Here is a 15,458-nt window from a genome sequence, read left to right on the forward strand (position 1 = left end):
CGACGCTATTTTGTCTAGCGGTGCTAGCATGTGACGTATGACCCAGCGACAACGGCGTGTGCGCGACCGGACCGAGCGAGCGCAGCGGATCGTCACCGCGGCCCGGGAGCTCGCCGAGGCGGAGGGCTGGGACGCGGTCACCACCCGGCGGCTCGCCGCGCTGATCGAGTACAGCCAGCCGGTGCTCTACAGCCACTTCCCGGGCGGCAAGGACGCGATCATGGCGGCGGCCGCGCTGGAGGGCTTCGCCGAGCTGGCCACGGCGCTGGCGGCGGCCCGGGACGGCGGTCTCGGCGGGATCGCGGGGGCGTACGTGGCTTTCGCCGAGGCGAAACCGGCCCTCTACGACGCGATGTTCACCCTCGCCTCGGAGCTGCGGTTCGCCGAGGACGACACTCCGGAAGTGATGAAGGCGTGCTTCGCGGAGCTCTTCGCCGTCATCGAACCGGTGGCGGGGAAGCAGGACGCGGGCCCGCTGACCGAGGTGTTCTGGAGCACGCTGCACGGGCTGATCACGCTGGACCGCGGCCACCGGCTGGCGCCGAGCTTCCGCGACGAGCGCCTCGCGCTGGTGGTCGCCCGCTTCGGCGCGCGGGCCGACTGATCTCCTCGTTACCCCGACCGGCAGAATGGACGCCGAGCCGACCGAGACGAGAACGCGAGGAGAGTGCCGGTGACGGGAGCCCTACGTGGTGTGGTCGCGCTGGACGGCCCGTCGGGGACCGGGAAGACCACCGTCGCCCGCAAGCTCGCCCAGGCCCTCGGCGCCGGCTACCTCGACACCGGCGCCATGTACCGGATGGTCACCCTCGCCGTGCTGCGGGCCGGGGCCGACCCGGTCGACGCGGCCGCCGTCGCGGAGATCGCCGACCACGCCGACTTCAGCATCGGCACCAGCCCCGACCGGCCCGAGATCCACCTGGCCGGGGCGGACGTCGCCGCCGACATCCGCGGCCCCGAGGTCACCAAGGCCGTCTCGCCGGTTTCGGCCGTGCCGCACGTGCGTGAGCTGCTCGTCGCGCGGCAGCGGCGGATCATCGGCGAGGTGCTCGGCAGCGTCGGCGGGATCGTCGTCGAAGGCCGGGACATCGGCACGGTCGTCGCGCCGGACTCGCCGCTCAAGGTCTACCTGACCGCGTCGGCCGACGTCCGCGCGTCGCGCCGCAGCACCCAGGACACCGCGGCCGGGCGGAAGTCGTCGGTCGCCGACGCGCTGGCTTCGGTCGAGCGCCGCGACCACCTCGACTCGACCCGCGCGACCTCGCCCCTGCGCGCCGCCGACGACGCCGTGCACGTCGACACGTCGGAGCTGTCGATCGACCAGGTGATCGTCGCGCTGAGCGAGCTGGCCAGCCACCGCGGCCTGCTGGCCGGGTGCAACGCCGAGGTGGCTCGATGACTGATGGCTCTGGGGCCAAGCCCCAGGCCCCGGCCGGGGGGCAAGCCCCCCTGGACCCCCCAAAAGCGAGGTGTGACGGGTTGCCGGAAGGCTCCGTCGGCGCACTCCACGACGCCGGGCGGGTCTTCGCCCGGTACTATCTGCGGTCGGCCTTCCGCATCCGCGTGCACGGCCGCGAGCGCATGCCCGCCACCGGGCCGGTGCTGGTGATCGCCAACCACAGTTCGATGATCGAGCCGCAGCTGATCTTCGGAATGCTGCCGCGGCGTTCGGCGTTCCTGGTCAAGGCCGAGATGTTCGGCGGGATCGTCGGCAAGTTCATGCTGGCGATCGGGCAGATCCCGCTCAAGCGCGGCGAGATCGACCGCAAACCGCTGATGACCGCGGTCGGCGTCCTCAAAGACGGCGGAGTCGTCGGGATCTTCCCCGAGGGCACCCGCGGTGCCGGGGACGTCGGCGCTGCCGAACGCGGCGCGGCCTGGCTGGTCCGGGCCTCCGGCGCGACCGTGCTCCCGGTCGCGACGCGGGGCACGCGCAAGCCTGCCGACGGCAGGCGACGGTTCCGGCCACGGGTGGACATCCTCGTGGGCGAGCCGTTCACGCCGAAGGTCGGCCCCGGGAAGACCGGGCTCGACCAGGGCACCGAGGAGTTGCGCGGCGAGCTCGCGGCGCTCGTGAAGACTTTGGACGACTGGCGTGCCGAACACGGATTCGGCGCGGTATAAGGGAAATTAGGTAGTCATGGAAGAGCTGGACAGCGTCGGCGAAGTCGACGGCACCTGGTCCGACGAGACCGAATTCGCCGCGCTCGACGCGCAGATCGAGGCGGCGGAAGCGGCCGAGGAGGCCGCCCTCGGGCAGCCGGTGCTCGCCGTCGTCGGCCGGCCCAACGTGGGCAAGTCGACGCTGGTCAACCGCATCCTCGGCCGGCGCGAAGCCGTCGTGCAGGATGTCCCCGGCGTGACCCGCGACCGCGTCGCCTACGACGCGTATTGGGGCGGGCGGAAGTTCACCCTGGTCGACACCGGCGGCTGGGAGCCGGACGCGACCGGGCTGCAGGCCTCCGTCGCCGCCCAGGCCGAGCTGGCCATGCAGACCGCGGACGCGGTGCTGCTGGTCATCGACGCCACGGTCGGCGCCACGGCCACCGACGAAGCCGTCTCCAAGGTGCTGCGCCGGTCCAAGAAGCCGGTGCTGCTCGCGGCGAACAAGGTCGACGACGACCGGCTGCTCGCGGACACCGCGTCGCTGTGGTCGCTCGGCCTCGGCGAGCCGTACCCGGTCAGCGCGCTGCACGGCCGCAGCTCCGGTGACCTGCTCGACGCCATCCTCAAGGCCCTGCCCGAGTCGCCGCGCGAAGGCGGCCCGGTGACGTCGGGCCCGCGGCGCGTCGCGCTGGTCGGCAAGCCGAACGTGGGCAAGTCGAGCCTGCTGAACAAGCTGTCGGGGGAGCAGCGTTCGGTCGTCGACTCGGTGGCCGGCACCACCGTCGACCCGGTCGACTCGCTGGTCGAGCTGGACGGCGAAACGTGGCGGTTCGTCGACACGGCGGGCCTGCGCAAACGCGTCAACTTCGCCGCGGGCGCCGAGTACTACGCGTCGCTGCGCACCAAGACCGCGATCGACGCGGCCGAGGTCGCGATCGTGCTGCTGGACGCGGCCGAGCCGCTGTCGGAGCAGGACCTGCGGGTGCTGACCATGGTCGTCGAGGCCGGCCGCGCCTGCGTGCTGGCGTTCAACAAGTGGGACCTGGTCGACGAGGACCGCCGGCACGCGATGGTCCGCGAACTCGACCGCGGCCTGGTCCGCGTGCCGTGGGCGGAGAAGGTCAACATCTCGGCGCTGACCGGCCGTTCGGTGCGCAAGCTCGCGCCGGCCCTGCGGACCGCGTTGAAGTCGTGGGACCAGCGGGTGCCGACCGGCCAGCTCAACGCGTGGCTGTCCGACCTGATCGCGGCCACCCCGCCGCCGGTCCGCTCGGGCAAGCAGCCGAAGGTCCTGTTCGCGACCCAGGCCGGCATCCGCCCGCCGACGCTGGTCCTGTTCACGACGGGCTTCCTCGAGGCGGGCTACCGCCGCTTCATCGAACGCAAGTTCCGTGAGCAGTTCGGCTTCACCGGCAGCCCCGTTCGGGTGAATGTCCGCGTTCGCGAAAAGAAGGCGAAGCCGAAGGTCGGCGGAAAAGCCGCCCGAACCCGGTGATTTCCTGACCCGTTTCGGTCGACACGCGTGATGGGGGAGTCGGCACGCGTGATCAGAGGGTCGACACGGCGGATGTCCGGCCGGACGTCGTGTCGACCTTCCAATCACGCGTCTCGACCCTTCCGTCACGGCGGTTCGTCCGGCGGGGGGTGAGGTCCGACACGCTAGCGTGATCCGGGAGATATCTTTCGTTCATCTTGCGTTAGAGTTGACGGTCGTTGCGGGCGCCTCATTCAGGAGTGCAAGCCCGGTGAGGCTCGCGAAAGGTGAGTGGTGGGCTTGCGCGCCCATGGTTCGTCCCTGCACGTCTGCGTCACGGCCGAGGTGAATGGCCGATGACCGTCACCATCGAACCCACTGGGCCCGCCGCCGAGGTGACCCTCGCGCCGGTCGCCGACCGCGCCCTCTTCTGGTCCGGTCCGGGCGCCGGTGAACGCACCCTCCTCGACGTCCTCGCCGCCACCGCCGAGCGGCACCCCACCGCCGCCGCGATCGACGACGGCACCACCACCCTGACCTACCGGCGGCTGCTGGACGAGATCGACGTCTACGGACGCCGGCTCAAGAGCTACGGCGTCGGTCTCGGCGACCGCGTCGGCATCCGGATCTCCTCCGGTACCGCCGAGCTGTACATCGCCATCCTCGCCACCCTCTCCGTCGGCGCCGCCTACGTGCCGGTCGACGCGGACGACCCGGACGAACGCGCCGAGCTGGTCTTCGAAGAAGCGCAGGTCGCGGCGGTCGCGACCGACGGCAAGATCAACGTCCACAGCACCCCGGGTGGCCGCGAAGGCCGTCCCGGCCCGGCCGACGACGCGTGGATCATCTTCACCTCCGGCTCCACCGGCAAGCCCAAGGGCGTCGCGGTCACCCACGCGAGTGCCGCCGCCTTCGTCGACGCCGAGGCCGAGCTCTTCCTCACCGACGAGCCCATCGGCCCGGGCGACCGCGTCCTGGCCGGGCTGAGCGTCGCCTTCGACGCCTCCTGCGAAGAGATGTGGCTGGCCTGGCGGCACGGCGCCTGCCTGGTCCCGGCGCCGCGCGCGCTGGTCCGCACCGGCGTCGACCTCGGCCCGTGGCTGGTCGCGCAGCGCATCACCGTCGTCTCCACCGTGCCGACGCTGGCCGCGCTGTGGCCCGCCGACGCGCTCGAAGACGTCCGCCTCCTCATCTTCGGCGGCGAGGCCTGCCCGCCGGAGCTGGCCGAGCGCGTCGCCGTCGAAGGCCGCGAAGTCTGGAACACCTACGGCCCGACCGAGGCCACCGTCGTGGCCTGCGCCGCGCAGCTGACCGGCGAGGGCCCGGTGCGGATCGGCCTGCCGCTGGCCGGCTGGCAGCTCGCCGTGGTCAACGACGAGGGTGAGCCGGTCGCCATGGGCGAGACCGGCGAGCTCGTCATCGGCGGCGTCGGCCTGGCCCGCTACCTGGACGCGCAGAAGGACGCCGAGAAGTTCGCGCCGCTGCCGTCCCTGGGCTGGGAGCGCGCCTACCGCTCGGGCGACATGGTCCGCGCGGAAGAAGAAGGCCTGCTGTTCCTCGGCCGCCTCGACGAGCAGGTCAAGCTCGGCGGCCGCCGCATCGAGCTGGGCGAGGTCGACGCCGCGCTGCAGGCCCTGCCGGGCGTGCAAGGCGCGGCCGCCGCGATCCGCCGTACCAAGGCGGGCAACCAGGTCCTCGTCGGGTACGTCGTCCCCGCGGACGAGAACTTCGACCACGACCAGGCCGCGACGCGCCTGCGCGAGCACCTGCCCGCCGCGCTGGTCCCGCTGCTCGCCGTCGTCGACGACCTGCCGACCCGCACCTCCGGCAAGGTCGACCGCGCCGCCCTCCCGTGGCCACTGTCCACGGTGGAGGCTTCCGGGCTGACCCCGACCGAGACGTGGCTCGCCGAAGGCTGGGCCGAAATCCTCGGCGTGTCGGTCGACAGCCCGAAGGCGGACTTCTTCACCCACGGTGGCGGCAGCCTGACCGCCGCCCAGGTGGTCGCGCGCATCCGCACCCGGCACCCGCAGGTGTCGGTCGCCGACATCTACGCCCACCCCAAGCTGGGCGCACTGGCCGCGATGCTGGACGCGCTGAGCGGCCAGGCCACCGAACGCCGGGACATCAAGCCGACGAAACGCCGTGCCGGCGTCATCCAGACGCTGCTGATGGTCCCGCTGATGGGCCTGGTCGGGCTGCGCTGGGCGACCGTGGCCGCCGCGCTGTCGAACGTCCTGGCGTTGCTCGGGTTCGCCTGGGCGCCGACGCTGAGCTGGGCCTGGATCGGCTTGGCCTGGGTGGTGCTGTTCAGCCCGTTCGGCCGGATCGCGATCGCCGCCGGCGGTGCGCGCGTGCTGCTGTCGGGCGTCCGCCCGGGCACGTACCCGCGTGGCGGGAGTGTCCACTTGCGACTGTGGACGGCCGAGAAGCTCGCCGAGTTCAGCGGCGCGGACAGCGTCGCCGCGGCGTCCTGGATGACGACGTACGCGAAGGCGCTCGGCGCGCGGATCGGCAAGGGCGTCGACCTGCACTCGCCGCCGCCGGTCACCGGCTTCCTCAAGCTGGGCCGCGGCGCGGCGATCGAGCCCGAGGTCGACCTGTCCGGCCACTGGGTCGACGGCGACGTCGTGCACATCGGCAAGGTCCGCGTGGGCGCCGAAGCCCGCGTCGGTGCCCGCAGCACGCTGTTCCCGGGTGCCCGCATCGGGAAGGGCGCGGAGATCGCGGCCGGCTCGACCGTCCGCGGTGCCGTCCCGGCCGGGCAGCGCTGGGCCGGTTCGCCCGCCACCCGCGTCGGCAAGGACGAGCGCGACGCGCTGAAGTGGCCGTCGAGCCGTCCGCCGCGCTCGCACTTCTGGGCCGCCGTCTACGGCGCCTCCTCCCTGGCGCTGGGCTTCCTCCCCGGCGTGGCCGCGCTCGCGGGTGTCGCGGTGCTCGGCTACGGGATCGCCGGTGCCCCGACGCTGTTTGATGCCTTCCTGCAAGCGCTGGTCTTCGTGCCGGCTGCCACCGTCGCGTACTTCCTGGCGTACATGCTGCTCGTGCTCGTCGGCGTCCGGGCGCTGAGCATCGGCATGGTCGAGGGCTACCACCCGGTGCACGGCCGCGTCGCGTGGCAGGTCTGGGCCACCGAACGCCTGATGAGCATGGCCCGCGAAGGCCTGTTCCCGCTGTACGCCAGCCTGTTCACGCCGGTGTGGCTGCGGCTGCTCGGCGCGAAGGTCGGCCGCAACGTCGAGGCGTCGACCGTGCTGGCGCTGCCGAAGATGACCAAGGTCGACAGCGGCGCGTTCCTCGCCGACGACACCATGGTCGCCACCTACGAGCTGGGCCACGGCTGGCTGCACGTCGCCCCGGCCCGGATCGGCAAGCAGGCCTTCCTCGGCAACTCCGGCATGACCGCGCCGGGCCGTTCGGTGCCGAAGCGCGGCCTCGTCGGCGTCCTGTCGTCGACGCCGCTGAAGGCGAAGAAGGGCTCGTCGTACCTGGGCATGCCGCCGCTGCCGGTCCGCCGTGCGATCGGCGAAGCCGATACGAGCCGCACCTACACCCCAGCGCTGCACCTCAAGGCGGCGCGGGCGCTGGTCGAGCTGTGCCGGATCATCCCGGTGATGTGCGGTGTCGCGCTGACCGTCGTGGTCGCGTTCGGGCTGCTCTGGATGGCGTCGGCGTTCGGCTTCGGCGTCGCCCTGCTGCTGGCCGGGCCCGCCCTGCTGGCCGCCGGGATCGTCGCGGCGCTGACCGCGACCGTGATGAAGTGGCTGCTGGTCGGGAAGTTCCGCGAGGTCGACCACCCGCTGTGGAGCTCCTTCGTCTGGCGCAACGAGCTGGCCGACACCTTCGTCGAGGCCCTCGCGGTGCCGTGGCTGATCGGCTCGGTCGGCGGCACCCCGCTGCTCACCGCGTGGCTGCGCACGATGGGCGTCAAGATCGGCCGCGGCGTCTGGCTGGAGACGTACTGGCTGCCCGAGGCCGACCTCGTCGAGCTGGGCGACGGCGCGACGATCAACCGCGGCTGCGTCGTGCAGACCCACCTGTTCCACGACCGGATCATGAGCATGTCGAGCGTGACCCTCGGCGAGGGCGCGACGCTCGGCCCGCACGGCATCGTGCTGCCGGGCGCGGGCATCGGCGCGCGCACCACGGTGGGCCCGGGCTCGCTGGTGACCCGCGGCGACGAGGTGCCCGCCGACACCCGATGGCTCGGCAACCCGATCTCCGCGTGGACCGGTAAGTAACGAAAGCAGGGCCAGGCGCGCCGGACTCACCCGTCCGTGCGAGCCTGGTTCCAGCACGCACGACGAAAGGTTCGCCACGGGTGATTTCGAAGGCTCCCGCTCCCGGCGCGGACACCTCCGGCGACCCCTACCTGCCCGCGCACGGCAACGGCGGCTACCGCGTCCGCCACTACGACCTGACCCTCGACTACAAGGTCGCGCCGAACCGGCTGTCGGCCTCGGCGGTGATCACCGCCGAGGCGACGCAGGCGCTTTCCCGCGTCAGCCTCGACTTCGGCGAGTTCCGGATCAACCGCGTGCTGGTCGACGGCAAGCCCGCGAAGTACCTCAAGCGCGGCGCGAAGCTGCACGTCAAGCCGGCGAAGTCGATCCCGCCGGGTGCGGCGTTCACCGTCGAGGTCCACTACGTCGGCAACCCGCGCCCGGTGGGGAGCCGCTGGGGTGACGTCGGCTGGGACGAGCTGACCGACGGCGCGCTGGTGGCGAGCCAGCCGGTCGGGGCGCCGTCGTGGTTCCCGTGCAACGACCACCCGTCGGACAAGGCCGCGTACCGGGTGAGCGTGACGACGGCGTCGCCGTACCTGGTCGCGGTCACCGGCACCCTGGTCGAGCGGTCCACCGCGGCCAGCACCACGAGGTGGATCTTCGAGCGGCCCGAGCCGACGGCGACGTACCTGATGAGCGTGCAGATCGGCCGCTACGACGACGTCGAGCTGACCGGCCGCGGCTGGGGGTCGCCCACCGGCTTGGGCGCGCGCCTGCTGAGCCTCGGCTTCGGGAGTGGCCGCGTCGAATCGGTCGCCCCCACCGTGCCGCAGCACGCGGCCGTGCCGCCGCGGCTGCGCGGCGCGTTCGACCGCGACTTCGGGCGCCAGGGCCGCATGATGGAGTTCCTGCAGCGGCTGTTCGGCCCGTACCCGTTCGCCGAGTACGTCATCGTCGTCACCGACGACGACCTCGACGACCCGATCGAGGCGCAGGGCATGGCGATCTTCGGCGCCAACCACGTCGACGGCCGCCGCACCCACGAGCGGCTCGTCCTGCACGAGCTGGCCCACCAGTGGTTCGGCAACAGCCTCACGGTGGCCGACTGGCGGCACATCTGGCTCAACGAGGGCTTCGCGACCTATGCCGAGTGGCTGTGGTCGGAGGAGACCGGGAGCCAGTCCGCCGCGGCGCTGGCTCGCAGCTGGTACACGCGCGTCAAGGCCAAGCCGGCGGACGTCCGCATCGCCGACCCGGGCGTGGCCCGGATGTTCGACGAGCGCGTCTACAAGCGCGGCGGCCTGACCCTGCACGCGCTGCGTGCGGAGATCGGCGACCCGGCGTTCTTCGCGCTGCTGAAGTCTTGGGTCGAGGAGCACCGGCACGGGCTGGTCACGACGGAAGCGTTCGTGGCCGCGGCGGAGGCACAGGCAGGCCGCTCTCTGAGCGCGTTCTTCACCCGCTGGCTGCACACGCCGGCGTTGCCTCCGCTGCCCTGATTCACCACTGCCCTGATTCACCACTGCCCTGATTCATCGGATGTCTCTGCCGCTTTCCGGGTGAACATCTCTGGCGTTTTGGGCATCCCTCTGTAAGTATGACCGGACGCCGCCGCGTGATCTCGCCGAAAAGTAGGATGAATCCGGAGGATGCTCCATGGATGCAGTGTCCCGGCGGACGGTGCTCCGTTCGGCCTCGGTCGTGGCCGGGGCGGCCGCGTTCGGCGGTCTGTGGTCGCGCGCGGCACCGCCCGCGCTGGCCGCGGCGAACCCGCACTCCGACGTCGCCGCCGACGCCCGGATGATCTGGCGGCGGCTGCCGAAGAACTGGCAGGAAGGCCCGTTCCTCGCCAACGGCTACCTCGGCGTCCAGGTCTACGCCGGGAAGACGCCGGAAACCCTCAAGTTCATGCTGAGCCACACCCAGGTGCAGGACCAGCGCATCCAGTGGGAGGCGGGCATCGGGCTGTCCCGGCTGCCGATCGGCTTCCTCACGCTCACCCTGGCCGGCGCGGTCACCGCCGTCGACTGGACCCTGGACCTCTACAACGCCGAGCTCGGCGGCACCATCACCACCACGCGGGGCTCGGTCGCGTTCTCCGCCGTCGTGCACAACGACCTCGGCGTGCTGCTCGTTTCGCTGACGCCGAGCGCCGGGGAAACGAGCGCCGCGTGGGCGTTCCAGCCCCTCGAATCCGCGACCACCCGGACCGTCCGCAAACCGCCGGAGTACGTGGCGAACCCGGCGCCCGAGCCGGGTGACGGTTACTGCGCCCAGCCGATGCTCGCCGGCGGCGGGTACACCACGGCGTGGCAGGAGCGGGCGATCGGCACCAGACGGCTGTTCGCCGCCACCGTCGCCTACAGCTTCCCGGGCACCACGCACACCGCGGACGCCCGCGCGGCCGTGCGGAAAGCGCTTGCCGCGAACCCGGACTTCCTGCTCGCCCGCCACCGCCGCTGGTGGAACGACTACCACCGGCGCAGCTTCGTTTCGGTGCCCGACAAGCAGGTGCAGCGGTTCTACTGGATCCAGCTGTACAAGATCGCCGCCGCCACCCGCGCGGACGGGCCCGTCGTGTCCGAGTGGGGACCGTGGTTCCCCGAGGTCGGCAACAGCTGGACCGCCGTCTGGTGGAACCTCAACGTCCAGGTCACCTACCCGATCGTCAACAGCAGCAACCACCCCGAACTCGACGCCGTCACCGAGACCTTCCGGCGCGACCACGCGAACCTCGAGGTGTCCGTCCCGCCCGCCTACCGCGACGGCGACACCTACGCCCTCTCGCACCCGGGTGACTGGCGGCTGCGCCCCGGCGGCACGCGCTCGGTGGGCGTCCCCGGGACGACGTCGAAGACCGACCAGACCGGGAACCTGCTGTGGGGCCTGCACAACGTCTGGCTGGCCTACCGGCACCACCAGGACAAGCGCGTGCTGAGCGACGTCCTCTACCCGACGCTGGCGAAGGCGCTCAACTTCTACCGCCACTTCCTGTTCACCGGCCCGGACGGCTTCCTGCACCTGCCGCTGACCCGGTCGCCGGAGTACGCCGACGCGCCGGACTGCACCTACGACCTGTCGCTGATCCGGTGGGCCGCCCGCACCCTCGTCGACTCCGCCCGGATCCTGTGCCTGGACGAACCGCGCGTGCCGATCTGGCGGGAAATCGGCGCGAAACTCGTGCCGTACCACGAAGATCCCGCCAACGGTGTGCTGATCGGCGACGGCGTTCCGCTCGCCGCGTCCCACCGGCACTTCTCGCACCTGCTGTGGCTGTACCCGCTGCGGGAGAAGGTCTGGGACACCCCGGGCGACCGCGGCATCATGACGCGCACCTTCGACCACTGGGCCGCCGACCAATCCGCGTGGCACGGCTACAGCTACGCGGCCGCGTCGTCGATGAAGTCGGTGATGGACGCGCCCGAAGAAGCGTTGCGGTACCTGAAGTTCTTCCTCGACCGGAACGTCGTGGCCGACACCGAGCTGACCGCGAACACGATGTACCGCGAGGGTGCCAACTTCGCGATCGAAAGCCCGATCACCGCGGCACAGTCCGTTGTGGACATGCTGATGCAGGGATCCGGCGGGGTGCTCAAGATCTTCCCGTCGGTGTCGGCGACCTGGCGGGACGCCTCGATCGCGGGCCTGCGCGCGGAAGGCGCGTTCCTCGTGGACGCCTCCCGCCGCGACGGCTCGACGGAGTTCGTCCGCGTCCACAGCGAGGCCGGGGAACCGCTAGTGCTGCAACACGGCGTCACCGGGGACGTCGACGTCCGCGACGAGTACGGCAGGCGGCTGCCGTGGCGCCCGGCGGGACCTGGGCGGATCGCGATCGGGCTGCGCCGCGGCGGCACCGCCGTCGTGACCCCGCGAGGCACGCGGCCGGGCTTCGGGCCGCGGGACGTCCCCGCGCTCGGCCCGGCGCCGGCGTGGGGCCTGCCGAGCTGAACCCGCTCTTCGACAAGGAGGTCGAATGGACATCACCCGCAGGACGATGCTCGGCGGAGCGCTCGCCGGGATCGCCGCCGCCGGCTTGACCCCGGGATTCGCCGAAGCGGCACCCGGCGGTGACGACTTCGGCTGGGCCGGGTTCCTGGGCACCGCGGACCTGTACTGGCGGCGGCTGCCGAAGACCTGGTACGAGGGACCGTTCCTGGGCAACGGGTTCCTCGGCTCGGGCATCTACGCCGAGCCCGGGCAGAACGCGATCCGGTTCAACGTCCAGCACAGCCAGGTGCAGGACCACCGGCCGGAGTTCGGCTCGCTGTTCGGCCTGGCCCGGCTGCCGATCGGCTACTTCACGCTCGAACCGGTCGGCGCGATCACCGCGATCGACTGGCGGATGGACCTTTGGAACGCCGAGCTGACCGGCACGATCACGACTGCGGCAGGCAGCCTGAGCCTGCGTTCGATCGTCCACACCGGACAGTCGTTGCTCGCCGTCGAAGTGCGGCCGTCCGAGGGGGAACGCGGCTTCAAGTGGGTGTTCCACCCGGCGGTCGCGGTCAGCCCGCGTGCCGACCCGGTGTGGAACAAGCCGCCGCCCGCCGGGTACACCGCGAACCCGCCGGTGCAGTTGTCGGCCAGTGGTGACGCCCAGCTGGCCGTGCAGCCGCTGCTGGCCGGCGGCGAGCACGTGACGGCCTGGCGTGAAGTCGCGCGCGGCGGCGCGCGCACGCTGTACACGTCGGTGGCTTGGTCGCACCCGGAAAAGACGTCGGCAGCCCGGGCGTTGGGCACGGTCCGCCGGGCAGGGGAGTTCGCCGCGCTGACCCAGGACCACCGGCGCTGGTGGCACGACTACTACCGGCGGAGCTTCCTGTCCATTCCGGACACCCGCCTCCAGAGCTTCTACTGGATCCAGCTGTACAAGGTCGCGTCGGCGGCCCGGCGGGAGGCGCCGGTGATGGCGACCTCCGGGCCGTGGCTGGAGAACACGCCGTGGCCGGCGACGTGGTGGAACCTCAACGTCCAGCTCGAGTACTGGCTCATCCACGGTTCCAACCACCTGGAGCTGGACGCCGTCAGCTACGCGCTGGACAAGTACCGGGGCAACCTCGTCAGCCAGGTCGCTTCGCCGTACCAGGCCGACTCGGCGGGCATCCCGCGCACGACGGACATGACCCTGCTCAACGGCGTCTCGAACGCCACCAGCGGGTTTCCCGTCGGCATCCCGGGGCAGGACACGCCCACCCCGGAGGTCGGCAACCTGACCTGGGCGCTGCACAACGTCTGGCTGTCCTACCGGCACACGATGGACCGGCGGCTGCTGCGGGACACGCTGGTCCCGTTGCTGCGCCGGGCGATCAACTACTACCTGCACTTCCTCGCGCCCGGCCCGGACGGCAAGCTGCACCTGCCGCCGACGTTCTCGCCCGAGTACGGCGTCAACGCCCCGGACTGCAACTACGACCTCTCGCTGATCCGCTGGGGCTGCAAGACGCTGCTGCGGCACGCGCCCGGCGACCCGCTGGCGTCTCGCTGGCAGAACGTGCTCGCGAACCTCGTCGACTACCCGGCCGACGTCAACGGCTACATGATCGGCGCCGGGGTGCCGTTCGCGAAATCGCACCGGCACTACTCGCACCTGCTGCAGATCTACCCGCTCTACGACGTCACCTGGGAGCAGCCGGAGCACCGGCAGATCATCGAGACGTCGCTGAACCACTGGGTCGGCTTCGAGGGCGCGCTGCAGGGCTACACGTTCACCGGGGCGGCGTCGATCTCGGCGCAGATGCTGCGCGGCGACCAGGCCGCGTTCTACCTCGGCGAACTGCAGCGGCGGTACATCCAGCCGAACACGATGTACAAGGAGTCCGGGCCGGTCATCGAGACGCCGCTTTCGGCGGCGAAGTCGCTGCAGGACATGCTGGTGCAGAGCTGGGACGGCGTGCTCCGGCTGTTCCCCGCGGTGCCGTCGGCGTGGGGTGACGTCGCGCTGCGGGACTTCCGCACCGAAGGAGCGTTCCTGCTCAGCGCGTCCCGGACCGGCGGCAAGACGCGGTGGCTGAAGGTGCACAGCGAGGCCGGGGCGCCGTGCGTGCTGCGGCCGGGCATCGACGGCGACCTCGCGGTGACCGACGCACGCGGCCGGGCGCGCCGCTGGCGACGGCTGGCCAACGGGGACGTCCAGGTCGAGCTCGGGTGCGGGGAGGACGCCTTCGTGTACCGGAAGGGCGACAAACCGGACTTCGGCGTCCGGCCCGTCGCGCCGGGCGGGCCGAGTGCGCCCTGGGGGCTGCCGTAGGCCTCGTTTCCGGATTCCCCTCCCGGGAGGCGGTTCACGCGGCACAATGGGCGGCCGACGAGGGGAGCGTGGATGAGCGAGCCGGGGGAGCAGTGGCCTCCGCAGCACCAGTACCCGCAGTGGCAGCCGCCGGTGCCGCCGAAGAAGGCGTCACCGGCGGCTGTCGTGCTGGTCAGCGGGTCGGTCGTGGTCGTCGTCCTGATGGCGCTGGCGTTCCTGGCCTGGGGCTACCCCGGGTTCCTGCGCGAGCCCGACGGGAAGGCCGAGACCGGCACCGGGATCTGGCCGGGTGGCCAGGCGACGCTCGCGTCACCCACGCCGACGGTCACGCCCCCGAGCACGCCGGTGGCGCTCCCGGGCGGCCGGGCCCCGATGCCGAAGCGGACCAAGCCGCTGGCCAACCCGGTGACCTGCGCGTTCACTCCGGACGCCGGCTCGCCGGCCCCGAAGAAGGTCGCGTTGCCGCCCGACGGCCCGGCACCGTCGTCGGGGAAGCCCCAAGTGCGGCTGGCGACGAGCGCGGGTGACATCGGGCTCACGCTGGACCGCGCGCTGGCGCCGTGCACGGTGGTGAACTTCCTCAGCCTGGCCGCGCAGGGCTTCTACGACGGCACGTCGTGTCACCGGCTGTCGGTGACGGCCGGGCTGCAGATGCTCCAGTGCGGCGACCCGGTGGGCGACGGCACCGGCGGCCCCGGCTACACGATCCGCGACGAGGTGTTCCCCGAGCTGACGTACGGCCGCGGCATCCTGGCCATGGCGAAGACGAACCAGCCGGACTCGGGCGGCTCCCAGTTCTTCCTGGTCTACGGCGACATCAACATCCCACCGGAGTACACGGTGTTCGGCAGCATCGACGACGCCGGCCTCGAGGTCGTCGACAAGGTCGCCCGCGGCGGCGTCGACCAGTCCAAGCCGGGCCTCGGCGACGGCAGCGGCCCCCCGAAGATCCCGGTGAAGCTGACCCACGTCACCACGTCGTGACCCGTGCGGAAAGGGGCATCACCCGTGATCGAGCGGGCATCACGTGTGATGGGCGGGGCATCGCGGCCGATGCCCCGCCCATCACGGGTGATGCCCCTCAGATCACGGGGATGAGGAGGGTAGACACGGAGGGGCGGAGAGTTCGGCGTGTGACGGCTGCAGGAACAAGCCGCCTACCGGCGTCCGCCGGCTGTGCTCGTGCGACCCGAATTTGAGTGTAGGGAGGTTCCGGCTGCTCTTGAGACGTAGGCTTGGCTCCGCCGAAGCCTGTGTTGTTCGCAGCTGGGCGGACCATGGTAGCGCGAGGACGCCGTTGGTGGCGGCCAGCCGCAGTTCGCTCGCGCCTGTCTTCGCGGTATCGAGGCTGTTCGCGATAGTACGTGTATCCCGACGGCCGGCTCGTGTACCGAAGGGTAGGTTC

At 71.7% G+C, this 15,458-nt stretch carries 9 protein-coding genes; all 9 read left to right on the forward strand.

What is annotated here, in order from left to right; all coding sequences use genetic code 11:
* Positions 1-58 precede the first annotated feature (58 nt).
* The 9 genes from AB0G28_RS36880 to AB0G28_RS36920 all read left to right on the forward strand — a co-directional run bounded on the left by AB0G28_RS36880 (position 59) and on the right by AB0G28_RS36920 (position 15,037).
* Positions 59-604, forward strand: coding sequence for a TetR/AcrR family transcriptional regulator (locus tag AB0G28_RS36880; RefSeq protein WP_361100427.1), 546 nt, complete (start codon positions 59-61; stop codon positions 602-604).
* Positions 605-694: 90 nt separating this feature from the next.
* Positions 695-1,399 (forward strand): (d)CMP kinase, encoded by a 705-nt coding sequence (gene cmk, locus AB0G28_RS36885; RefSeq protein ID WP_361100430.1) that lies wholly within the window; start codon positions 695-697, stop codon positions 1,397-1,399.
* Positions 1,400-1,479: 80 nt separating this feature from the next.
* Positions 1,480-2,124 carry a lysophospholipid acyltransferase family protein gene (locus AB0G28_RS36890; RefSeq protein ID WP_361100325.1) on the forward strand — a complete coding sequence of 215 codons (645 nt, stop codon included), beginning with the start codon at positions 1,480-1,482 and terminating at the stop codon, positions 2,122-2,124.
* Positions 2,125-2,140: 16 nt separating this feature from the next.
* Positions 2,141-3,601, forward strand: a complete 1,461-nt coding sequence (der, locus tag AB0G28_RS36895; protein WP_361100328.1) for a ribosome biogenesis GTPase Der — start codon at positions 2,141-2,143, stop codon at positions 3,599-3,601.
* A gap of 335 nt (positions 3,602-3,936) precedes the next feature.
* Positions 3,937-7,821, forward strand: a complete 3,885-nt coding sequence (locus tag AB0G28_RS36900; RefSeq protein ID WP_361100331.1) for a Pls/PosA family non-ribosomal peptide synthetase — start codon at positions 3,937-3,939, stop codon at positions 7,819-7,821.
* 80 nt (positions 7,822-7,901) lie between these two features.
* Positions 7,902-9,305, forward strand: coding sequence for a M1 family metallopeptidase (locus AB0G28_RS36905; protein ID WP_361100335.1), 1,404 nt, complete (start codon positions 7,902-7,904; stop codon positions 9,303-9,305).
* Between the two features lie 157 nt (positions 9,306-9,462).
* Positions 9,463-11,754: a glycoside hydrolase family 95-like protein gene (locus tag AB0G28_RS36910; RefSeq protein ID WP_361100338.1), complete on the forward strand. Its 2,292-nt coding sequence runs from the start codon at positions 9,463-9,465 to the stop codon at positions 11,752-11,754.
* A 25-nt stretch (positions 11,755-11,779) separates the two neighbouring features.
* Entirely contained in the window at positions 11,780-14,053 is a 2,274-nt protein-coding gene (locus tag AB0G28_RS36915) for a Tat pathway signal sequence domain protein (RefSeq protein WP_361100341.1), read from the forward strand.
* Between the two features lie 72 nt (positions 14,054-14,125).
* The gene (locus AB0G28_RS36920; protein ID WP_361100344.1) at positions 14,126-15,037 is read left to right on the forward strand and encodes a peptidylprolyl isomerase; all 912 of its coding nucleotides are present in this window, start codon (positions 14,126-14,128) and stop codon (positions 15,035-15,037) included.
* Positions 15,038-15,458: the final 421 nt, after the last annotated feature.

The sequence above is a fragment of the Amycolatopsis sp. NPDC021455 genome, from assembly GCF_040640995.1.
Lineage (GTDB): Bacteria > Actinomycetota > Actinomycetes > Mycobacteriales > Pseudonocardiaceae > Amycolatopsis.

Bases quoted from the DNA above. Each gene is read 5' to 3' on its own strand.
- der (WP_361100328.1), top strand. From the start codon at position 2,141: ATGGAAGAGCTGGACAGCGTCGGCGAAGTCGACGGCACCTGGTCCGAC.
- AB0G28_RS36900 (WP_361100331.1), top strand. From the start codon at position 3,937: ATGACCGTCACCATCGAACCCACTGGGCCCGCCGCCGAGGTGACCCTC.
- AB0G28_RS36910 (WP_361100338.1), top strand. From the start codon at position 9,463: ATGGATGCAGTGTCCCGGCGGACGGTGCTCCGTTCGGCCTCGGTCGTG.
- AB0G28_RS36915 (WP_361100341.1), top strand. From the start codon at position 11,780: ATGGACATCACCCGCAGGACGATGCTCGGCGGAGCGCTCGCCGGGATC.
- AB0G28_RS36920 (WP_361100344.1), top strand. From the start codon at position 14,126: ATGAGCGAGCCGGGGGAGCAGTGGCCTCCGCAGCACCAGTACCCGCAG.